Raw genomic sequence first — 20717 nt, 5'->3', positions numbered from 1 at the left:
TAGAGAAAAGATAAAAGACTTAAAATATGGTTTATCAATTCCAATCCTTATTTTTGCAAAAAGTTTGAGGAATGACGACGCAAAAACCGGAAATTGGAAAAATACTGACAGAAGCCTATCAATATTGGATGAGAACTTTGCCGTTCCAGCTGTTATTTACGGTGATCTATTTTTCTGTGATTATGTTTGCCGGTGCTTATGCGTTCCGATACTACGGGCTTTTTGAACAAGTGAATCAGTTCTCACAGCTGATGTATTCTGATTTTCCAGCTTTTATAAAAAAGTACGAGGAACTGATGAAAACCGAAAACGCGATGTATTTTACAATGGCTGTTCTCATCATCAAGTCTGTGATTTTCCCTTTGAATATAGGCTTTCTCAAAATCTACAGGAAACTGGATATCGGTGAAGCTGTGGCGATGTCAGATCTGTTTGCGGGATTCCAGGGTCATTATTTCTTTTTATTTCTGATTTACTCACTTTTCTGGAATATTCTTAACAGCTACATCTTGATTATTCCGCCATTGAGCCTTGTCTGGATGGGAATGATGTTGTTTGTTCCGGCTTTGGTCTTTTATAAGAATTACAATTTTTTCCAGGCTTTCAGAATTAGTGTTCAGGCTTTTCAGAAAAATTTTATTGTGATTTTGCTGGCATGTCTCGTTTCTATACTCGTTTCTTATTGTGGGCTTATCATTTTCTTTTTCGGAATCTTCGTGACGTTTCCGTTTTGGAATGCCGGGATTTATGTTCTTTACAAACACTTGATTGCTGATTTTCAGGAATAATTTTTCCTGAGTTCATCCATTTCAAAAAATTTTTGTGTAGATTTGAGTATCAACTACAAAAATAAACTCAATGGAAAATTTTAATGAATTCGATTCGCAGGCGACATCTCCGAACAGAGAGGCGGGAGCAATCATCTCTCACGCTTTGGAAATCTTTAAGAACACTTTTTTGTACTGCTTTTTGGCGGTCGTAATTTATTTTTTATTAGGCTTCCTGGTGCAAATGTTAACAGGATTCAATTCTCAGCTTTTGGTAGAGCAGATAAGGGAGTCTGGCGGTAATGTCAATTATCAAGATATCATTGCTGCACCCGGGTTTGCGGCTTACAGTGGCGCCAATTTTCTGGTTACGCTTCTTCTTACGCCAATTTTTGTAAGTCTAATCTATGTCGCTAACAAGTCTAATTTTAAACAGCCCATAACTGTTTCTGATATCTTTTTTGCCTACAAGCAGAATTTTATTAATATCGTAATCTACGCTTTGATTACTCAAATTGCATTAACAATTTTGTTATTAATGTGTCTTTTACCAGCACTTTTTGTGATGCCTTTCTTCTTTTTGGGTTATCCTATTTTGATTTTTGAAAAGGCTAGCGCTTTTGATGCACTGAAGAAATCCTTCAATATTGTTCAGGAAAACTATGGCACGATTTTATTTACTGCAATTTTGGCTGCGCTTATCAGTATTGCAGGGATTGTACTTTGCTGTGTGGGAGTTTATCTTACCATTCCGTTTGCCTACATTGCGATGTATTCTACTTACTGTGCATACTTTGGTGCGCCTAGACAAATAGAACAATAAATAAATTCAAAAATAAACTATGTCAGATTCCGGTAAACCAATAGATTCTGTTGTTATCAAACAGGTCGCATTAATTCTTCTTATATGTGTTTTTGTTGGGTTGATTTGCTGGAATTTGGCATTATTTATTCCCTCGTTTTTAGGAGCAGTTACGCTTTACATTATTTGCAGAAAGTATAACTTCTACCTCATTGAAGAGAAAAACTGGAAGCCTTGGCTATCAGCAACTGTTTTGATGCTGGCTTCATTAATTATATTGATTTTACCGGTCTATTTTACTGTTGACCAGCTGGTTTCCAAATTGGGAAATGCACAGGTTTATATGCAGAAGTTCAATATTTTCCTGGAAAAAATTCATCAGTTTATCTTTCAGAAAGTTGGATTCGACATTTTGAGTAAGGAAAATATTGCTAAAGTCACCAATTTTGCAGGAACCTTTTCTACCAAAGCTCTGAGTACGACGGTTAATACTTTTACAGTTATCATCTCGATGTATTTTGTGCTGTATTTTATGTTTGTAAAAGCCAGATTGTTCGAAAGAATGGCAGCAAGAGCAATGCCTTTCAAAAGAGCTAATACACAAATGTTGGGCGATAAGTTTGTTAAATTGGTTATGGCAAACGCCATCGGCATTCCGGTTGTGGCTTTAGGACAAGGTGTAGTTGCTTTGATTGGTTATTATATTTTCGGAGCGCCAAGTCCAATGCTTTTATTTGCATTAACAGCTTTGGCATCTATGTTACCAGTTGTTGGTGCGGCAATCGTCTATCTTCCTGTTGGGATTTTTATGATTGCCGAAGGACAAACCGGGCCAGGTGTTGGGATATTAATTTATGGGTTGGTCGTCGTGGGCTTAACGGATAATCTTTTGAGATTCACATTACTGAAGAGACTGGAGGATATCCATCCATTAATCACGGTTTTCGGGATTATTATGGGTATGAACATTTTCGGATTTATGGGATTGATTTTCGGCCCGATTCTGATGTCGATTACGGTATTACTAATCCAGGTTTACCGGGATGAGTTTTCTGAAGAAGATGCACCGCCGCCTTTACAGCTGCCTGCAGAAGATGATGAACTTGAAAATAAAACAGATCTTATAATTTGAAATGGAAGGAATCAATCCTCAAATCCTGAAGGAAATCTGCGAAGTGAAAATGCCTTTTGGAAAATATAAAAACACAATTTTAGCCGATTTGCCAATTTCTTACCTGGAATGGTTTCTGAGAAATGGTGGTTTTCCAAAAGGAAAACTCGGGATGCAGCTGGCTACCATCTACGAAATCAAGCTGAATGGATTGATGGATCTGTTAAAACCTCTCAGACGTTAATTTTTTCGGTAAATTTGCAATAATAAAGTTATATGAAGAAAAAAATAAACGCTGTAAGAAGGTCTATTATGAAAAGTCTTACCAAAAACATTGGTAAGTCTCATGCCGAGGGGAAACTTAATCAAAATTTTGTTGTCAAACGAGTTCTTATTTCCCGCCCCAATCACAGGTTGGGAAATATTCTGTTATTAACACCATTGGTTCAGGAGATTGAAAAAACATTTCCCAACGCTAAGATCGATTTGTTTGTGAAGGGTGGTATAACACCAATTATCTTCAAAAATTATAAAAGTGTTGACAAGATTTTCCAGCTTCCAAAAAAGCCTTTCAGTAATTTGTTTCAATACATAAAGGGTTGGTTTTCTCTGAAATCCAATAAATATGATTTGGCCATTAATGCTACGCAAGGTTCGTCTTCGGGAAGATTATCCATATCCTTTGCAAAAGCAGATTACAAATTCTTTGGTGAGGATGTAGAAGATCTTAAAATACAACATTCTGATTATAACCATATTGCAAAAAACACAATTTACAATCTCAGAAATTATCTCTCTCAGATTGGTCTCGAAGATCATCGGTCTCAGGTGCCTTTTTTGGATTTAAGATTAGACAAAGAAGAGCTAGAGGATGGAAAGAAAAAATTACACGATCTGGTAAAAAATGACAAGAAAACCATCTGTCTTTTTACCAATGCTACTGGTGACAAATGTTATTCGGAATCCTGGTGGACAGCTTTCTACGACAAATTGGAATCGGCATTTCCGGATTATAATATTATCGAGCTTTTGCCTGTGGAAAATATCTCCAAACTAAATTTTAATATTCCGAATTTTTACAGCAAAGATGTTCGTGAGATGGGTGGTTTTATCGCAAACTGTGCCATTTTTATCGCGGCTGATAACGGTGTGATGCATCTGGCAAGCGCTTCCGGAACGCCGACAATAGGTCTTTTTTCTGTGACAAATGAAACCATGTATAAGCCTTATAATCACAAAAGTTTATCCATTAATACCAATAATGTTGATAATGATAAAGTAATAGAGCTGATCAAATCGTCTTTAAACTAATAACCTAAAAACAAGAAGATAATGAACTGGGTATTTTCAGAAGGTTTTTCTCAATATAAGGACGATGTTTCGTCTATTATAAAAAACTTTAAAAACAGTGGTGTTCCTATTGGTCCTGGCGCGAGGAATGTGGTTAAGGTTTTTGAGATTGATGGTAAGCAGTATAACTTCAAATCCTTCAAACAACACAATGTCATCAACAGGCACGTCTATAAATTCTACCGGAAATCGAAAGCCAGACGTTCTTTTGAATACGCCAGCATTTTGCTCAGCAAACATTTTTACACGCCCAATCCCGTTGCTTACATCGAGTATCACGATTTTTGGGGATTGACGTCAAGCTATTACGTTAGTGAACAATTGGGAAATTGTTTTCCATTGACGGATGCGCTTCATAATCCTGAGTTTACTGATAGAGAAACGATCTTTAAAGCTTATGCTTCGCTCATTTACAATCTGCACGAAAATGGAATCGAGTTTATAGATAATGCATCGGGAAACTTTTTGATTAAAAAAGAAAACGATACTTATAACTTTTATCTGGTCGACCTCAACAGAATGAATTTCCATACAAATTTCCCGACTGATAAAAGGTTACAGAATTTTGCAAGATTGACAAATGATACCGAAACGATGAAAATCATCAGTGCAGAATATTCCAGATTATCAGGAATCCCAGTAGAATATTGTCTTCGGAAAATCAGTGAAGCATCAGAAAAAATGGTAAGAAAGCGTAAAATCAAAAAAATCCTGAAATTTTACAAATATTTTCTTCCCAAATAATCTACGCTTTTAAAGCTGCAATCTCATCTCGCAGTTTAGCTGCTTTTATGAAATCCAGATTTTTTGCAGCGGCTTCCATTTCTTTTTGCTTCTGAGCCACAATTTTCTCAATATCATCGCTGCCATAATTCGCTTTGGTCTCGGCCACTTCCTGGAGGATCTCTTTATGCGTATATTTTTCGTCTGGAAAATCCTTGCTTCTTCCCACCAGGTTTTCACTGATTTTTTTGTTCAATGCCTGAGGAACTTTGCCGTGCTCTTCGTTATATTTCATCTGCTTTTCACGGCGATAATTGGTTTCATCAATCGTAGCCTGCATAGATTTTGTCATTTTATCGGCGTACATTATCGCTCTACCATTCAGGTTTCTAGCTGCTCTACCAACTGTCTGAATCATTGAACGACGAGAACGCAGCATCCCTTCTTTATCTGCATCTAGAATCGCAACCAAAGAAACTTCCGGCAAATCCAAGCCTTCTCTCAAAAGATTAACCCCAACCAAAACATCAAACAATCCTAAACGCAAATCCTGCATAATTTGAATCCTCTCCAAAGTCTCCACATCAGAATGGATATATCGTGTTCGGATTCCAACTTTTGTAAAATATTTTGTGAGTTCTTCCGCCATTTTTTTGGTTAATGTCGTAACGAGAACTCTTTCGTCCAGCTCTACTCTTTTATGGATTTCTTCAATCAAATCATCAATCTGATTCATTGTGGGACGTACTTCTATAATTGGATCCAAAAGTCCTGTAGGACGGATAATTTGCTCAATATAAGTTCCACCGGATTTTTCCAATTCATAATCTGCAGGTGTTGCCGAAACATAAATGACCTGATTCTGCATATCCTCAAACTCATTGAATTTCAAAGGTCTATTATCCATTGCTGCCGGCAAACGGAATCCGTGTTCTACCAAAACTTCTTTTCGGCTTCTATCACCACCGTACATCGCGTGTACCTGAGGAACCGTAACGTGACTTTCATCAATCACCATTAAGAAATCTTTCGGAAAATAATCCAACAAGCAAAAAGGTCTTGAACCCGGAATTCTCCCGTCCATATATCTGGAATAATTCTCAATTCCGGAACAATAGCCCAATTCCCGAATCATTTCAAGGTCCAATTCTGTACGTTCTTCCAATCGTTTGGCTTCCAAAGGCTTTTCAATTTCCCGGAAAAAATCAACCTGTTTTACCAAATCATCCTGGATCTGACGGATGGCACTTTGCATCGTTTCAGGTGTCGTTACGAAAAGATTAGCCGGATAAATATTAATTAAATCGAAATTCGAAATCACATTGCCTGAGACAGGATCAAAACTTTGGATTTTCTCTACATCATCTCCAAAAAACTGGATCCTAATCGCTGTATCCGCATAAGCCGGATAAATATCTATCACATCGCCTTTTACACGGAATGTTCCTCTCTGGAATTCGTTCAAAGCTCTGGAATATAAAGCACTAACTAATTGATGAAGCAATCTCGTTCGGGATAATTTTTCATTTTTCTCGATGGTGATTAATGATTTATGAAATTCTGTCGGGTTTCCGATACCGTAGATACAGGAAACAGAAGCTACAATCAAAACATCCCTTCTTCCGGAGAGCAGACTTGCTGTTGCAGACAACCTCAGTTTTTCAACTTCTTCATTGATGCTCAGATCTTTTTCGATATAAGTATTGGTTGAAGCAATGAAAGCTTCCGGCTGATAATAGTCGTAATAGCTAACAAAATATTCAACCGCATTTTCTGGAAAAAACTCCTTGAATTCCATAAAAAGCTGAGCCGCGAGAGTCTTGTTGTGCGCCAAAACCAAAGTCGGTTTTTGAACTTGCTGTACCACATTGGCAACGGTAAATGTTTTTCCGGAACCGGTAACACCAAGAAGAGTCTGATATTTTTCACCGATATTGATACCTTCTACCAGTTTCTCAATCGCTTGAGGCTGGTCTCCAGTAGGTTGATATTCTGATTGAAGTTTGAATTCCATCTAACAAAAATACAAAATAAAAAAACGTTTCGGGATGCGAAACGTTTGATGTTGATGATAAAGATATTCTATTGGAAATTCATCGTAATTGGAAGTTTAAAAACAGTTGCAGATTCTTTTCCATCTTCGGTCGCTGGTTTCCATTTTTTGTCCTGAACAACAGATTTTAGGCTTCTTATTGCCTCATTATTGAAATCCTGATTGCTACCTTCCGCTCTGATGTCTTTGGTTACCCCGTTTTCATCAATCGAAATATAAAGATTGGTTCTCAACATTCCTTTGTTTTCAAGTTTTGAAGAATCAAAAGTATTGGCGAATTGTGTTCTTAATGCTTGTAAACCTTCTGGAAACTCTGCAGGTTTTCCTTCTCTTGCTGGCGGCGGCGGAGGTGGGATTGGCAATTCGTTTTCTTTAAGCTCCTTTTGTGCTGATATTGTTTTTACTTTTTTAGCATTTTTAAGTTTAAGGTTATTTTTTGCTTCCATTTTCTGTGGAATCGTATCAAGTTTTGTAGAATGACTAACTACTATTTCTGGCGTACTTATCCGGTTTTCAAGCTTGATTTCCGAAGCATAAACTTTTTGAACAAACAAAAGACTCAATCCTGCAAAAGCAGAAACCGCAACTATTTTTTTTGTTTTTTCGAATTTTGACTTTTTAATTGTCATCATAATAAATCGTTTTTTGGTGTTATTGTAATTGAATTGGTGTGTCAGTTTTAGATTCTGGGTTTGGAGAATTTCTGAAAGAATCAAGGTCTGATAATCTTTCACGTTATTTTTTTGTTGAATAATGCTTTCATCTGCCAAAAACTCGTGGTTATCTGTCATTGCTTTTTTATAAAAATATAAAGCCGGATTGAACCAGGAAATAATTTTCAAAAGTTGTAAAAATAGAATATCCCAAGAATGTTTCTGAACCAAATGTGTTTTCTCATGTTGAAAAATTCGGTTATCGATTTGCCCTTTTTCGAAGTAATTTTTGTTCAGATAGATTTTATTCCAAAAACTGAACGGAGGCAGATTTTTATCTACTAATTTCACTTTCTGATTTTGATAATTGATCTCTTTTCCTTTCAGAGTAATAATTTTTCTAATTGAAATTACAGTTCTGATAATCAAACCAATTGATATTAAAATACAAATTGGAACAATCAAACTCATCCAATTAAAATCAGTTGCTTGAGTTGTTGTCTGCATCAATTGTTGAGTTTGGATTTCGTCAAAAATCAATTCTTTTTTCTGTTGAGAAACAGCAGGAAGGTTGATTTTCACAAACGGAATTACATAAGAAAACACCAAAGCCAACAAAAGATAAAACCTGTTGAAGCGGAACATTTTCTCTCTTTGCAAAAACAAATAATAAACCCCTATCAACAACGATGAACAAAGGATTATTTTGAAAATAATGATTAACATTTTAGTCAGTTATTTCTTTGTCAATGATATCTCGTAGTTCTTTCAATTGTTTCTGGGACAATTTTGCATTCGAAGTGAAAAATGATGCAAACTGACTCACAGAATTATTAAAAAAACGGTCAATCATAGAAGTCATTTCTTCCTGGAAATAATCTTCTTTCTTCACTTTTGGAAAATATTCTCTCGAGTTTCCATAAGTTTTGTAGCCTATCAAATCTTTGTTCTGCATTCTTTTGAGAAGAGTTGCAATGGTTGTTGCAGCAGGTTTTGGTTCCGCATATTCTTCCAAAATATCTTTCATAAAAACCTTTTCTTTTTGCCAAAGAATCTCCATTAAAACAATTTCTGTATCTGTCAATTTTTGTTCTTTCATTCTACAAATATAAAATTTATTCTACAAATGTAGAATTAAAATTTAAACTAACAAATTTTACTGGCATTATTTTTCCATTCCAAACAGAAAATAAATATTATGTTAAAATCCACACTTCCTTTTTTCCTTTCGTTAATCGGTGCATTTTATTCGTGCCAAAGCAAGGGAAAACCCAGCAAAGTCTCTGCTATAGAGGAAAAAGCAAATACGAATTACAAACCTGCATTTGCAGGACAAACAAGAATAACACCTGTAAAAACTACAACACCTTACAATGTTGAAGTTTTGAATACTTCTCTGGGAAAACCTTGGGGAATTATCAATCTACCTGACGGCAGATTTTTGATCACTGAGAAGACTGGATTTATGAATGTTGTTTCTGTAGATGGTAAACAAGTTTCGAAAATCGATGGCTTTCCAAAAGTAGATGCTAAAGGACAAGGCGGAATGTTAGACGTGGCCTTGGATCCAGATTTTAAAACCAATAATATCATCTATTTCAGTTTTTCTGAACCTTATGAAGGCGGAAATCATACCGCTGTCGGAAAAGGTAGATTATCTTCTGATCTTAAAACAATTTCTGACGTCAAAGTGATTTTCCGAGCAACACCAACTTACGATGGCGATAAACACTACGGTAGCCGATTGGTTTTTGACAAAGACGGAAATCTGTTCGTCAGCACAGGCGAAAGATCAGATAAACAAACAAGAGTTTACGCTCAGAAAACAGATAATTATCTTGGTAAAATCCTGAAAATTACCAAAGACGGAAAACCCGCTCCGGGAAACCCATTCATAGGAAAAGATGGTTACAAACCTGAAATCTTTGCCTACGGAATCCGTAGCCCGCAAGGTTTGGCTCTGGATGAAAAAGGTCAGCTTTGGGATATCGAGATGGGACCAAGAGGTGGAGACGAAATCAATCTCATCCAAGCTGGAAAAAATTATGGTTGGGGCGATGTGACTTACGGAATCGAATATTCCGGAGAAAAAATCAATAATGGAACAACACAGAAAGCCGGAACAGAACAACCCGTTTACTATTGGGATCCTGTGGTTTCGCCAAGTGGCGTAACATTTTATACAGGAAATATCGAGGAATGGAAAAATAATCTTTTCATCGGATGTCTAAGCGGCGAACATATTAATAGAATCGTGATTAAGGACAACAAAGTGGTTGGCGAAGAACGATTGCTTCTTGATCAAAAAGAAAGATTCCGGGATGTTCTGAACGGGATGGATGGTAATCTCTATGGAATTACAGATAGTGGAAAACTTTATAAAATTTCTAAAAAATAAATTCAAAATCCTGATTAAATCAGGATTTTTTTATGCGGTCAGCTTTCTTGATTCCCTGAAAATCTTTCAGATAAAAAGGTTCAAAATAAGCGACATTTTCAAAATCTTGTTGATTGAATTTATCCACAGATTTTTTAATCAATCCTTTTGCTGATGGATAAATATCATGTTTGAATTCTGCATTCGGAAGATTGAGAATTTCCTGTGCTTTTTTTGCGCCATCTCCAATGAAAAGAATTTTCTTGTCCACTAATTCTGAAAAAGAATTTTCATCGAGGATTTTTGCTTCAGTTTCAGAAATAATTTTGCCAGATTGCCCGTCAAAATAAGCGGTGTAAACTTCCATTCTTCTGGCATCAATCAAAGGAATAATCAATTCAAACCCTTGATTCACAAATTCTTCAACCATAGAATCCAAAGAATTAACGGCAATCAAAGGCAATTTAAGTCCGTAACAAAAACCTTTTGCAGAAGCGGCACCAATTCTAAGACCTGTATAAGAACCAGGACCTTTTCCCAAAGAAATAGCATCCAAATCTTTCAAAGAAATTTCTGCGCCTTCCAAAGCCCATTCAACAAAGCTGTGAAGACTTTCGGATTGTTTATAATTATCAGAAACTTCCTCGCAAAGGCAAAGCAGATTTTCGCCATCAGAAATGGCAACAGAACAGTTTTTTGAAGAGGTTTCTATGTGAAGGATTTTCATTCTGCAAATGTAAGGATTAAGGAAGAATTATTTCAAACTCACACTTTGTCGGCTCCACAATTTCCAGATTCCTTTTTGTCGAATCCAGAATTCGAGAACAGATAATTTCATTTGGAATATTTCATTTTTGTAAAGTCCTTTTACAGCAATAGTTCTTCTGACGTTTGCGAATTTATTTTTGATTTTAAATTCCTTCAATTCGGTTTGTTTTACGGATTGATATTTTACTTTTCCGGATTCGAAATCTGTTTTGAAATCATCTTTATTCTGAATCCAGCCATTGGAATGTCCAAAAGAAACATCGTCAGAAAACAATTCTAATATCTTGGAATTGTTATTTTGCATCAAAGAGTCCAACTTCGAAACCTGCATCAACAATACTTTTTCTTTCTTAGAATAATTCTGAGAAAATCCAGCAACAAAAAACAGGCAGAAAAATAAGCTTAAAAACCTCATTGTCAGATTATAATTTTCTGTAAATCGTCCTTGGTTCCGCCTGTGCTTTTGGATAAATCGTCATATCAGAAACCGAAATTCTTTCCGGAACATTGATGCAATAAGCAATCGCATCCGCAATATCTTCCGCAACCAAAGGCTCATAACCCGCATAAACTGTTGCAGCTCTTTCATCATCCCCTTTGAATCTCACTTTAGAAAAATCAGTTTCTACAGCTCCCGGTTGGATATTCGTAACACGGATTCCAAATTCTGTCAACTCGATTCTCATTCCTTCGGAAATCACATCAACGGCTTTTTTGGAAGCACAATAAACGACTCCATTAGCATAAGTTTGCCTCGCAGCAACGGAGCTGATATTGATGATTTGTCCATTTCTTTTTTCTTTCATCAGTTTGATAATCGGTTGAGAAACATACAATAGACCTTTCACGTTGCCGTCCATCATCGAGTTCCAATCATCAATATTTCCATCAGAAATCGGGTCTAATCCATGAGCATTTCCTGCATTGTTAATCAAAACATCAATGTTTTTCCAATCTTCCGGAAGTGAATTAATGGCAGAAAAAACCTCATCCGAATTACGGACATCGAAGTTTAAACTAAAAATTTCGGTTTGTTGGGATAATTCAGTTTTAAGTTCTTCGAGAACGGTTTGATTTCTGCCGCATATAATCAATCTGTTTTTCTGTTGTGCTAATAAAACAGCTGTCGCTTTCCCAATTCCGGAAGTGGCTCCGGTGATGAATATTGTTTTCAACTTATAATTAGATTTAATCTTACAAATTTAAATTATATCAAAGAAAAATCCCGAATAATTCGGGACTGATTTATTTCTTATCTCGCTGAAAATCCAGACTAACGGAATTCATACAATATCTGGTTCCGGTTGGCGGCGGTCCGTCATTGAAAACGTGTCCCAAGTGAGAATCGCAGCGTTTACAAAGAACCTCTATACGTTCCATTCCGTGAGACGAATCTCGCTTGTAAATAACGCCGTCTTTATCCGCTTCAAAGAAACTCGGCCATCCGCAAGTGCTCGCAAATTTAGAACTTGAACGGAACAAATGATTGCCACAAACTGCACAGTAATATTCTCCGACTTCATCAAAATCGTTATACTTTCCAGTGAAAGGATATTCCGTATTGGCTTCACGAGCAATAGCATAAACTTCTGGAGAAAGGATTTTTTTCCATTCTTCGTTGGAAACATTCAGTTTAGTTTTGTCCGTCCTTGAATAGTAAGGGTTATTGGTGTGTGTATTATCTTCCATTTTAGTTTGTTGTTGCGGTTTGGTTAAGTCAACTTTTTTCTGCGCACATTGGAGCAGAAATGAATTGATTAATATAAAAAAAAATAATTTTTTCATTGATGTAAATTTACTAAATCTGATATAAGATTCCATTATCATAAGATAGTTAAACAAACGCACTCATTCCCGTAATAGAACGACCGACAATCAACGAGTTGATTTCCTTGGTTCCTTCGTAAGAATAGATAGCTTCTGCATCTGCAACAAAACGGGCAACATCGTGTTCCAAAAGAATTCCATTTCCACCCATTACTTCTCTTGCTTGTGCTACTACATCACGAGTTCTGAGACTGCAAAAAACTTTTGCCAAAGATGCGTGTTCGTCTTTCAAAATATCAGCATCCTGCATTTCGGACAATCTGAAAACTAAGGTTTGCATTGCTGTTAAATTAGATAACATTTCTACCAAATGTCCCTGAACTAATTGAAACGAGGCAATCGGCTTCCCGAATTGTTTACGTTTTCTGGTATACTCCAAAGCACTTTCATAAGCACCTCTTGCGCATCCTGTCGCCATCCACGCAACGCCAGCTCTTGTCATTTGAAGGACTTTTGCAGTGTCTTTGAAACTGTTGGCGTGTTCCATTTTCTGGGAATCGGCGACGAAACAATCTTTCATTGTAATCAATCCGTTTTGGACAATTCGGAGTGCCATTTTTCCTTTGATTTTTTCGACTTCAAATCCTGGTGTGTCTTTTTCGACAATGAAACCTTTTACCTGATTATCATCTAAATCTCTCGCCCAAATGATAATCACATCCGCAAAAGTGGCGTTCCCAATCCATTTTTTCTGTCCATTCAGAATCCAGCCGCCATCTACTTTTTTGCAGGTTGTCGTTAGTCCACCAGCTGCGCCTGAACCAACTTCCGGCTCAGTCAATCCAAATGCGCCAATCAAATCAAACTGTTGCATTCCCGGAAGGTATTTTTGCTTTTGTTCCTCGGAGCCGCACATATAAATAGAACCCATTGATAATCCAGACTGAACACCAAAAAATGTCGCCAAAGACGCATCAACTCTGGCAATTTCCATTGCAATGACGCCTTCCATCAGGAATGGTAAATTCGGGCAGCCGTAACCTTCGTAGGTGACACCACAGAGATTCAGTTTTTTGAATTTTGGAATCAGTTCGTGTGGAAAATCGTCTGTCAGCCAATATCTGTTGACCAAAGGTTTGGCTTCTTTCTCCATAAATTCCCGAACCTGTAATTGAATTGCTCTTTGCTCTTCTGTCAGCTTCATATGCAGTTCATAAAAATCGCCGTTAATAGGTGGCAATTCTTTTTTCCTTCCGGATGAATCGAGCATTTTTGCTAAACCTTTGATTTGATTCTCATCTAATTTTGAGAATTGATCCATCAGTTTTGGAAGGTCAACTTTTTGTGAAATTTTGGAGATTTGGTCTATATCAATATGTTTTAGGAGATTGAAAATTCCTTTGATTTTGGAAATAGTGCTGTTCATAGATTTCTGTTTTCCTGTAGAATGCAAAGAATATTCCTAAAACACTTTTACAAATATCTTCTCATCTTCTTTTTTTCTGAAAATCTATTTTACAAAAAATTAAAAATCAGCGCGTTAAAACCTCGACTCTCTTTACAAATAGTTTCGGATTGATTTGCAAAATAGCTTTCATCTTAATTATCAATTTTGAGTCAGACAAAAATAAAAGAAACTCTTAACCAATCTTTTGGAGCGTCATACGATTGCAGCCCGAGCTGAGTGGAGCTCATTTTTTTGCTTGGCAAAAGCCTGGACAAAAATAGCGGGAACGGAGCGCGGAAATAGCTGCCCATATAAAAATATTAATCTCAAAATAATCTATTATGAAACCGTTTGCGATTCCATTTTACGATTAAAAAGAAATAAAATATATTCAAAATGAAAACGAAAATCTTATCAATCAGCTTAGTGGCATTACTTTTAATTGGATGCAAAAAAGGAGAATATACAGAATCCGCTTATGCAACAGCAGATAGTGCTGTAGTTGTTTCTGACAGCGTTTCTATAGCGGCAACTCAAGTTGTCGAAGGCAAACAATTTGTGAAAACTGCGGAAGTGGATATGGAAGTGAAGGATGTTTATGATGCGACCATCTCGATTGAGAAACAGCTGCAATCGCTTGGCGGATTTGTGACTAAAAGTAGAATGGAAGCACAGACTTTGTCCGAAGATACTTACAATACGTCGGATGAGTCGGCGATGTTGATTCGGAAATTCCAAAATCAGAACAGGATGCAAGTTAGAGTTCCGACTCAGAAATTAGGTGAATTTTTGGATTTCATTAATGATAAGAAAGTATTCCTTAATTCCAGAATTATTTCTGCTGAAGATGTTTCTGCCGGAATCCGATTAGCAAAAATGGAATCTGAAAGACAGGCTAAAACTCAATACAATATTTCTCAACTGAAGGCGGGAAAAGACAAAGTCAAACTGGACGACAACAATATGTCCGAAGCCAATCTACAGAAATATTCTGACGAAATTCTTGCTGATAATTTGAAATTCTCAACCGTCGATATTTTCATCAAAGAACCAAAAACGAGTGTTGCAAAAATTCCTATCATCAACACCAAAAATATTGATAATGAATACAAATACAATTTCTTATACGATGTGAAAAATGCTTTTGTGGAAGGATTTTATTTGATTCAGCAATTATTTGTTTTTCTTATTTCTATCTGGCCGATTGTTTTTATTGGCGGTTTGGTATTTTACTTTTTGAGAAGAAAAAAAGCTTTTGTGAAAACTGAGAAATAGGTTTATGAAACACAAAAGTCACAAAAGTTTTATTCATTTTTAACACAAAGATCACAAGGATTTCTTGATGTTTTAACTTTTTAGGGTCACAAAGATTTGACTTCGTCAAATGATAACTTGTGCGCTTGTAAAAAAATCTTTGTGTCTTTTGTGGTTAATATAAATTTCATAATTTTGCAAAACGATGTTGAAAAAACTGCAATTGATATTAATGATTTTCTGTTTGGGAATTTTTGTATTTCCGAAGCAGAATTTTAATGTTCAAGTTGCTCAGAGTTCTTGTTGCGAAGCGCAGAAAAACAATTCTGACTGTTGCAAAAAGTATGAGAAAAAATCAGATTCTTGTCATCACGATTCCAAAAAAGGAAAAGACTGCAAAGACAATTGCACCACTTGCAAAACCTGCAGTTCCGGATTCGTATTTTCGGTTGTTCTGAATAACTTCGACAACAAGTTGAGAACACCGATTTTCACCACCAACAATCAATTTTCTTATTATTCACAATCGCCTCTTGCGCGAACTTTCAATATCTGGCAACCGCCTAAACTTGGTTAATTTTAATTAGTAATTTCCTGCTGATTAAGCAAATCTTGCAGATTTTTTCTGAAAGTTAATCTGCGAGAATGTAAAACTTCAAGATTTTTTATAAAATCTTAATTCAAACAATTAAATTAATCAAAATGAATACAATCATAAAATCAGGAATTTTATTCCTTTCCATATTTCTATTCTCCAATTTTTCTGCTCAAACCAAATCTTTCAAAGCCAGAGTAGAAGGCAACTGCGGAATGTGTAAAGAACGCATCGAAACGGCTGCTAAATCTGACAAAAACGTAAAGTCAGCGATTTGGAGTATGAACAAAAAAGTCTTGACCGTAAGTTATGACGCGTCTAAAACTGACAAAAAAACGGTTTTAAAAAACGTTGCGGAAGTGGGTCACGACAACGAGATGTTCCGTGCTTCTGACAAATCTTATGATGATTTGGATGCTTGCTGCCAGTACGACCGTCCTGACAACAGCAAAAAGTTGGCGAAAAATGCTGATAAAAACAAGTCTGCGAGCTTAAGTAATTAATTTAAATTTTTTGACGATGAATTATTTAAGTAGAAAACTTATGTTTTCTGTGCTGCTCGTTTGTTCCGTATTCTCTTTTGCACAAACCGTTACAGAACAGTTTTTAGTAAAAGGAAATTGCAATATGTGTAAGGCCAGAATAGAAAAAGCAGCTTTGAAAGCCGGCGCGCAGACCGCCAATTGGACCGCTGATAATCAAACGTTGACAATGACGCTTGACGAATCGAAAGTCAAATGTGATGATATCCTGAAACAAATCGCTGAAGTTGGTCACGACAACGAGAAATATAAAGCGCCTGAAGATGCTTATAAAAATCTGCCTTCTTGCTGCCTGTACACAAGAGGTTCTGATTTCAAAGCTCCGAATGAAAATGCCGACCACGACTCAGATTCCGATAAAAAAACCAATCAGATTGAAGGTGTAAAGCTGACGAGAGAAAAAGAAGCAACAGCTATCAGCAAAAAAGAAGCGGGATTGATTTTCAATATCAGTTCCAAAGAATTGCTGAAAGCCGCTTGCTGCAACCTTTCCGAAAGTTTCGAAACCAACGCAACTGTTGATGTGTCATTCAGCAATGCGGTGACAGGAACCAAGCAATTGAAAATGCTCGGATTGGACCAGAAATATACACTTTTGACCAAGGAACAATTGCCTGAAATTCGTGGATTGGCTTCGCCTTATGGATTGAACTTCATTCCTGGAAAATGGATTGGCGGAATCCAATTAACAAAAGGCGGGAGTACAGTTGTGAATGGTTACGAAAGTATTACGGGTCAAATCAATACCGAACTTTTGAAGTCTCACGACGATGATAAAAAATCGGAAACAGAAATCAATTTGTTTTCCGATAACAACGGTCGTGTTGAAGCGAATGTAACTCACACTTCTCTTATTTCCGGCAAATGGACGCAAAGTGTTTTGCTCCACGGCAACGGCACTTTTGGCGATACCGATATGAATGACGACGGCTTTCTCGACAGACCAAAAGGAAGTCAGTTTAATGTAGCTTATCTACTGAATTACAATGATTTGGAAAACTCTGGATTCGCTTCACATTTCGGAATTAATTATCTGAAAGATGAGAGAACAGCAGGACAAATCGGATTTAACAAAAGAATTCCACAAAAAGATCAATCGCTTTATGGTGTTGGGATTGATATTTCGAGATTTCAGTTGTGGAACAAAACCGGTTATGTTTTCAAAGGGAAACCTTACCAAAGTTTGGGTTGGATGAATCAATTGACTTATCATCAGCAAGATAGCTTTTTCGGATTGAGAAATTATTTTGGGAAAGAGACTTCTTATTATTCCAACTTGATTTTCGAAAGTATCATCGGAAATACGAACAACAAGTATAAAGTTGGTGCAAGTTTTCTTTATGACAAATACGATGAAGATTATCTTTTGGACAATTACAAAAGAACCGAAACCGTTCCTGGGTTGTTTGCAGAATATACTTTGACAGGCGAAAAATTCACTTTGGTAACAGGTGCTCGTGTTGATTTTCACAATCTTGCAGGAACGCAGTTTACACCAAGAATGAATTTCAAATATGATTTGACGCCGAAAACGATTTTCAGAATTTCGGCAGGAAGAGGTTTCAGAACTGCGAATATCTTTGCAGAAAGTCAGTCTTATTTTGCATCCAACCGACAAATTCAAATCATCAATAATGGTGGTGAAATCTATGGTTTGAAGCCGGAAATTGCTTGGAATTACGGCGTAAGTTTGCAACAAGAATTCAAATTATTTGGAAGAAAATCCACGGTTTTGGCTGATTTTTTCAGAACGGATTTCCAAAATCAGGTTGTGACAGATTTGGATGAATCTGCACAGAAAATTTTGTTCTATAATCTTGAAGGAAAATCTTTCGCCAACAGTTTCCAGACGCAATGGGATTTCCAGCCTGTGAAAAATCTGGAATTCCGAGTGGCTTACAAATATTATGATGTTGTTTTGGATTATTTGAGCGGTCTGAAAAAAGTACCGTTTATGGCGAAACATCGTGGATTTGCTAATCTAGCTTATTCAACTAATAAAACGGAAAAAGGTAGATTTTGGAGCTTTGATACGACGTTAAATTTAGTCGGAAAACAAAGACTTCCGAATACAAAATCGAATCCGGCGGAATTTCAGTTAGCTGATTATTCGCCGAGTTATTCGACTTTGAATGCTCAGATTTCCAGAAACTTCTCGGAGAAAATCAGAGTTTATTTGGGTGGAGAGAATTTGACCGGATATCAGCAGAAAGTGGCGATTCTTGACGCAGCTAATCCGTTTGGAAATTATTTTGACGGCGGAATGGTTTACGCACCAATTATGAAACAGAATTTCTACATTGGCGTGGATTTTAAGTTTTAATATTTTAAACCACAAAAGTCACATAGTTTTTTTGATAATGTTAATTATATCTTAGAATAATTAGTATTCAACTCTTTTGTGTCTTTTGTGGTATAAATTAAAATAATCTGAATAAAAATCTTAATTTTAATAAAAATTAAAGCATTGAAAACAATAAAAATCCTAATAGCTGGTGTCACATTGTTATATTCTTGTGACAAAGCGAAAACAACTGTTGCAAAAACTGAGATTCCAAAGAGTGATTCTGTTGCAATAGACAGTACAGCAAATGCAACAACACCTGCTCCGGCTGAAGTTGCATCATCTGTCACCAATCTTTCTACATCTGGAAAACCTGCTGTGAATCCACCACACGGACAACCGTACCATCGTTGCGAGATTGCTGTTGGTGCGCCAATCGACAGTGCGCCGACACAAAATGTTGCACCACAACAAGCCGCTCCGTCAATTTTGAATCCAAATCCTGCGCCTGCAGTTTCAGCTACTCCAGCTGCACCAGTACAAGCTTTTGGTCCAAAACCAGCTTTGAATCCGGCTCACGGCGAACCTCATCATCGTTGTGATTTGGCAGTTGGTGCGCCTTTATCCTAAAGATTTAGTTTTTATTGAAATATGAAATGCAACCGTGAGGGTTGCATTTTTTTTTATTATTTGAAATCGATTTATGATTCTTTATTATAAAATTGAGTCATCAATTCATTCGCTTTTTCAAAGTCATTTTCTGAAACTTTCAGTTGAACGCCACCGCTTGTGTTATTGAACAAATTGTAAGTATTCGCTAAAATATTGCCGAAAACATAAGTTTCAATATCATTGGTTTCCAGGAAAATTTTGAGCATTTCGGCTTCGATTTCTGTATTGAAAATCTTGAGTGTGATTAATTCCATAATGATGGTTGATAAATGATAATTGATTTGGATTCAAAGGATTAAAAACAAAAAAAAATAATCCAAACTACTAAATGATTTGAACAAAAAATTAGCTGTGCCTTAAAATTTCCCGATTGATTTCATTAATCAGTTCAGGACCTTCGTAGATGAATCCCGTGTAAAGCTGAACAAGACTCGCGCCAGCTTCTAATTTTTCAATCGCATCTTGCGCTTTGTGAATACCACCAACGCCGATGATTGGAAACGCTTTTCCACTTTTCTCAGACAAAAACCGGATAACTTCTGTAGAACGTTTTGTTAATGGTTTTCCGGATAATCCACCCATTTCGAATTTATTTTCTGAAACTAAATTTTCTCTTGACAACGTTGTATTCGTTGCGATAACACCAGCAATTTGAGTTTCTTTAATGATATCAATAATATCCAAAAGCTGAGAATCAGTTAAATCCGGTGCAATTTTCAGAAGAATAGGTTTTTGTTTTGGCTTTTCAAGATTGAGGTTTTGAAGTGTTGATAATAATTCTGTTAACGGTTTTTTATCCTGAAGTTCACGGAGATTGGGTGTGTTTGGAGAACTGACATTGACCACGAAATAATCCACGTAAGGAAATAATTTCTCAAAACAGATTTTGTAATCGTCAACCGCTTCTTCGTTCGGTGTGACTTTGTTCTTCCCGATATTTCCGCCAATCAGAACATTTTTGTTTTTTTTCAGACGTTCAATTGCTTCGTCAACACCGCCGTTATTGAAACCCATTCTGTTGATAATCGCAGAATCTTCTTTCAGTCGGAACAATCTTTTTTTATCGTTTCCAGCTTGAGGTTTCGGCGTCAGAGTTCCGATTTCTATGAATCCGAATCCAAGGTCAGACAACTCATTAAACAACTTGGCGTCTTTATCAAAACCAGCGGCTAATCCAACCGGATTTTTGAATTTCAATCCGAAAACTTCACGTTCGAGACGTTTATCTTCAATTGGTTTTGGTAGAAATAATTTGGCAAGAAATCCAAAATTCTTCAGAATAGAAAATGTAAAATGATGAACTTCTTCGGGGTCAAATTTGAAAAGAATTGGACGAATGAGGCTTTTGTACATCGGAGAAAAGTTTTACAAATTTACGTTTTTGTGAGGATAATTAATTAAAATTAAAGGGAAAGTTAAACACAAAGGCACAATGAATACTTTTTTACCACAAAAGGCACAAAAGAAATCTGTGGAAAATCTTTTGTGCCTTTTGTGGTTTAAACAACATTTTCAGATTCAGGAAGAATAATCTAAAATCTTTATATCTTTA

At 36.4% G+C, this 20717-nt stretch carries 22 protein-coding genes; 12 read left to right on the top strand and 10 right to left on the bottom strand.

Annotated features, from left to right (window positions below; genetic code table 11):
• Nucleotides 1-71: 71 nt before the first annotated feature.
• From BXY58_RS01555 to BXY58_RS01530, 6 genes are all read left to right on the top strand, one after another.
• Entirely contained in the window at nucleotides 72-788 is a 717-nt protein-coding gene (locus BXY58_RS01555; RefSeq protein ID WP_120212044.1) for a DUF2189 domain-containing protein, read from the top strand.
• 70 nt (nucleotides 789-858) lie between these two features.
• Nucleotides 859-1590, top strand: a complete 732-nt coding sequence (locus BXY58_RS01550; RefSeq protein ID WP_120212043.1) for a beta-carotene 15,15'-monooxygenase — start codon at nucleotides 859-861, stop codon at nucleotides 1588-1590.
• 19 nt (nucleotides 1591-1609) lie between these two features.
• Entirely contained in the window at nucleotides 1610-2701 is a 1092-nt protein-coding gene (locus BXY58_RS01545; RefSeq protein ID WP_120212042.1) for an AI-2E family transporter, read from the top strand.
• Between the two features lie 10 nt (nucleotides 2702-2711).
• Nucleotides 2712-2924 carry a DUF3820 family protein gene (locus tag BXY58_RS01540; protein WP_120212513.1) on the top strand — a complete coding sequence of 71 codons (213 nt, stop codon included), beginning with the start codon at nucleotides 2712-2714 and terminating at the stop codon, nucleotides 2922-2924.
• 32 nt (nucleotides 2925-2956) lie between these two features.
• Nucleotides 2957-3991 (top strand): glycosyltransferase family 9 protein, encoded by a 1035-nt coding sequence (locus tag BXY58_RS01535; protein ID WP_120212041.1) that lies wholly within the window; start codon nucleotides 2957-2959, stop codon nucleotides 3989-3991.
• 21 nt (nucleotides 3992-4012) lie between these two features.
• Complete coding sequence (locus BXY58_RS01530) at nucleotides 4013-4774, top strand: lipopolysaccharide kinase InaA family protein (protein WP_120212040.1); 762 nt, start codon at nucleotides 4013-4015, stop codon at nucleotides 4772-4774.
• Nucleotide 4775: 1 nt separating this feature from the next.
• Here the strand turns inward: BXY58_RS01530 and uvrB are convergent, their stop codons facing one another.
• The 3 genes from uvrB to BXY58_RS01515 form a co-directional block, all read right to left on the bottom strand.
• A complete protein-coding gene (gene uvrB / locus BXY58_RS01525) occupies nucleotides 4776-6767 on the bottom strand; it encodes an excinuclease ABC subunit UvrB (protein ID WP_120212039.1) in 1992 nt (663 codons plus the stop codon).
• 68 nt (nucleotides 6768-6835) lie between these two features.
• Complete coding sequence (locus BXY58_RS01520) at nucleotides 6836-8104, bottom strand: M56 family metallopeptidase (protein ID WP_170144176.1); 1269 nt, start codon at nucleotides 8102-8104, stop codon at nucleotides 6836-6838.
• An 82-nt stretch (nucleotides 8105-8186) separates the two neighbouring features.
• Nucleotides 8187-8558 (bottom strand): BlaI/MecI/CopY family transcriptional regulator, encoded by a 372-nt coding sequence (locus BXY58_RS01515; RefSeq protein WP_120212037.1) that lies wholly within the window; start codon nucleotides 8556-8558, stop codon nucleotides 8187-8189.
• Nucleotides 8559-8657: 99 nt separating this feature from the next.
• Between BXY58_RS01515 and BXY58_RS01510 the strand changes: the two genes are divergently transcribed.
• Nucleotides 8658-9857, top strand: coding sequence for a PQQ-dependent sugar dehydrogenase (locus tag BXY58_RS01510; protein WP_120212036.1), 1200 nt, complete (start codon nucleotides 8658-8660; stop codon nucleotides 9855-9857).
• Nucleotides 9858-9876: 19 nt separating this feature from the next.
• Here the strand turns inward: BXY58_RS01510 and tsaB are convergent, their stop codons facing one another.
• The 5 genes from tsaB to BXY58_RS01485 all read right to left on the bottom strand — a co-directional run bounded on the left by tsaB (nucleotide 9877) and on the right by BXY58_RS01485 (nucleotide 13797).
• A complete protein-coding gene (gene tsaB / locus BXY58_RS01505; RefSeq protein WP_120212035.1) occupies nucleotides 9877-10563 on the bottom strand; it encodes a tRNA (adenosine(37)-N6)-threonylcarbamoyltransferase complex dimerization subunit type 1 TsaB in 687 nt (228 codons plus the stop codon).
• Between the two features lie 27 nt (nucleotides 10564-10590).
• Complete coding sequence (locus tag BXY58_RS01500; RefSeq protein ID WP_120212034.1) at nucleotides 10591-11019, bottom strand: nuclear transport factor 2 family protein; 429 nt, start codon at nucleotides 11017-11019, stop codon at nucleotides 10591-10593.
• Nucleotides 11020-11026: 7 nt separating this feature from the next.
• A complete protein-coding gene (locus tag BXY58_RS01495; RefSeq protein ID WP_120212033.1) occupies nucleotides 11027-11779 on the bottom strand; it encodes an SDR family NAD(P)-dependent oxidoreductase in 753 nt (250 codons plus the stop codon).
• Between the two features lie 70 nt (nucleotides 11780-11849).
• Nucleotides 11850-12389: a peptide-methionine (R)-S-oxide reductase MsrB gene (gene msrB / locus BXY58_RS01490; RefSeq protein WP_120212512.1), complete on the bottom strand. Its 540-nt coding sequence runs from the start codon at nucleotides 12387-12389 to the stop codon at nucleotides 11850-11852.
• 49 nt (nucleotides 12390-12438) lie between these two features.
• Nucleotides 12439-13797, bottom strand: coding sequence for an acyl-CoA dehydrogenase family protein (locus BXY58_RS01485; protein WP_120212032.1), 1359 nt, complete (start codon nucleotides 13795-13797; stop codon nucleotides 12439-12441).
• Between the two features lie 417 nt (nucleotides 13798-14214).
• On the opposite strand from BXY58_RS01485, the gene BXY58_RS01480 reads away from it, so the two are divergent.
• The 5 genes from BXY58_RS01480 (at nucleotide 14215) to BXY58_RS01460 (ending at nucleotide 19123) form a co-directional block, all read left to right on the top strand.
• Nucleotides 14215-15093, top strand: a complete 879-nt coding sequence (locus BXY58_RS01480) for a DUF4349 domain-containing protein (protein WP_120212031.1) — start codon at nucleotides 14215-14217, stop codon at nucleotides 15091-15093.
• A 184-nt stretch (nucleotides 15094-15277) separates the two neighbouring features.
• Nucleotides 15278-15649 (top strand): hypothetical protein, encoded by a 372-nt coding sequence (locus BXY58_RS01475; protein ID WP_120212030.1) that lies wholly within the window; start codon nucleotides 15278-15280, stop codon nucleotides 15647-15649.
• A 125-nt stretch (nucleotides 15650-15774) separates the two neighbouring features.
• Nucleotides 15775-16170, top strand: a complete 396-nt coding sequence (locus tag BXY58_RS01470; RefSeq protein WP_185140454.1) for a heavy-metal-associated domain-containing protein — start codon at nucleotides 15775-15777, stop codon at nucleotides 16168-16170.
• A 40-nt stretch (nucleotides 16171-16210) separates the two neighbouring features.
• On the top strand, nucleotides 16211-18532 hold the full coding sequence (locus BXY58_RS01465; RefSeq protein WP_229728394.1) for a TonB-dependent receptor domain-containing protein: 2322 nt from the start codon (nucleotides 16211-16213) through the stop codon (nucleotides 18530-18532).
• 144 nt (nucleotides 18533-18676) lie between these two features.
• Nucleotides 18677-19123 carry a hypothetical protein gene (locus BXY58_RS01460; protein WP_120212028.1) on the top strand — a complete coding sequence of 149 codons (447 nt, stop codon included), beginning with the start codon at nucleotides 18677-18679 and terminating at the stop codon, nucleotides 19121-19123.
• 71 nt (nucleotides 19124-19194) lie between these two features.
• Here the strand turns inward: BXY58_RS01460 and BXY58_RS01455 are convergent, their stop codons facing one another.
• Together BXY58_RS01455 and BXY58_RS01450 are read right to left on the bottom strand one after the other, a co-directional pair.
• On the bottom strand, nucleotides 19195-19419 hold the full coding sequence (locus BXY58_RS01455; protein WP_120212027.1) for a putative signal transducing protein: 225 nt from the start codon (nucleotides 19417-19419) through the stop codon (nucleotides 19195-19197).
• A 91-nt stretch (nucleotides 19420-19510) separates the two neighbouring features.
• On the bottom strand, nucleotides 19511-20518 hold the full coding sequence (locus tag BXY58_RS01450) for a quinone-dependent dihydroorotate dehydrogenase (protein WP_120212026.1): 1008 nt from the start codon (nucleotides 20516-20518) through the stop codon (nucleotides 19511-19513).
• Nucleotides 20519-20717: the final 199 nt, after the last annotated feature.

The organism is Epilithonimonas arachidiradicis (genome assembly GCF_003610695.1).
GTDB lineage: Bacteria > Bacteroidota > Bacteroidia > Flavobacteriales > Weeksellaceae > Epilithonimonas > Epilithonimonas arachidiradicis.
Note: the sequence above shows the minus strand (reverse complement) of the source record. Positions and strands in the feature narration are given on the sequence as shown.

Bases quoted from the DNA above. Each gene is read 5' to 3' on its own strand.
- BXY58_RS01555 (WP_120212044.1), top strand. From the start codon at position 72: ATGACGACGCAAAAACCGGAAATTGGAAAAATACTGACAGAAGCCTAT.
- BXY58_RS01550 (WP_120212043.1), top strand. From the start codon at position 859: ATGGAAAATTTTAATGAATTCGATTCGCAGGCGACATCTCCGAACAGA.
- BXY58_RS01545 (WP_120212042.1), top strand. From the start codon at position 1,610: ATGTCAGATTCCGGTAAACCAATAGATTCTGTTGTTATCAAACAGGTC.
- BXY58_RS01535 (WP_120212041.1), top strand. From the start codon at position 2,957: ATGAAGAAAAAAATAAACGCTGTAAGAAGGTCTATTATGAAAAGTCTT.
- BXY58_RS01530 (WP_120212040.1), top strand. From the start codon at position 4,013: ATGAACTGGGTATTTTCAGAAGGTTTTTCTCAATATAAGGACGATGTT.
- uvrB (WP_120212039.1), bottom strand. From the start codon at position 6,767: ATGGAATTCAAACTTCAATCAGAATATCAACCTACTGGAGACCAGCCT.
- BXY58_RS01520 (WP_170144176.1), bottom strand. From the start codon at position 8,104: ATGTTCCGCTTCAACAGGTTTTATCTTTTGTTGGCTTTGGTGTTTTCT.
- BXY58_RS01515 (WP_120212037.1), bottom strand. From the start codon at position 8,558: ATGAAAGAACAAAAATTGACAGATACAGAAATTGTTTTAATGGAGATT.
- BXY58_RS01510 (WP_120212036.1), top strand. From the start codon at position 8,658: ATGTTAAAATCCACACTTCCTTTTTTCCTTTCGTTAATCGGTGCATTT.
- tsaB (WP_120212035.1), bottom strand. From the start codon at position 10,563: ATGAAAATCCTTCACATAGAAACCTCTTCAAAAAACTGTTCTGTTGCC.
- BXY58_RS01500 (WP_120212034.1), bottom strand. From the start codon at position 11,019: ATGAGGTTTTTAAGCTTATTTTTCTGCCTGTTTTTTGTTGCTGGATTT.
- msrB (WP_120212512.1), bottom strand. From the start codon at position 12,389: ATGAAAAAATTATTTTTTTTTATATTAATCAATTCATTTCTGCTCCAA.
- BXY58_RS01485 (WP_120212032.1), bottom strand. From the start codon at position 13,797: ATGAACAGCACTATTTCCAAAATCAAAGGAATTTTCAATCTCCTAAAA.
- BXY58_RS01480 (WP_120212031.1), top strand. From the start codon at position 14,215: ATGAAAACGAAAATCTTATCAATCAGCTTAGTGGCATTACTTTTAATT.
- BXY58_RS01475 (WP_120212030.1), top strand. From the start codon at position 15,278: ATGTTGAAAAAACTGCAATTGATATTAATGATTTTCTGTTTGGGAATT.
- BXY58_RS01470 (WP_185140454.1), top strand. From the start codon at position 15,775: ATGAATACAATCATAAAATCAGGAATTTTATTCCTTTCCATATTTCTA.
- BXY58_RS01465 (WP_229728394.1), top strand. From the start codon at position 16,211: ATGTTTTCTGTGCTGCTCGTTTGTTCCGTATTCTCTTTTGCACAAACC.
- BXY58_RS01455 (WP_120212027.1), bottom strand. From the start codon at position 19,419: ATGGAATTAATCACACTCAAGATTTTCAATACAGAAATCGAAGCCGAA.
- BXY58_RS01450 (WP_120212026.1), bottom strand. From the start codon at position 20,518: ATGTACAAAAGCCTCATTCGTCCAATTCTTTTCAAATTTGACCCCGAA.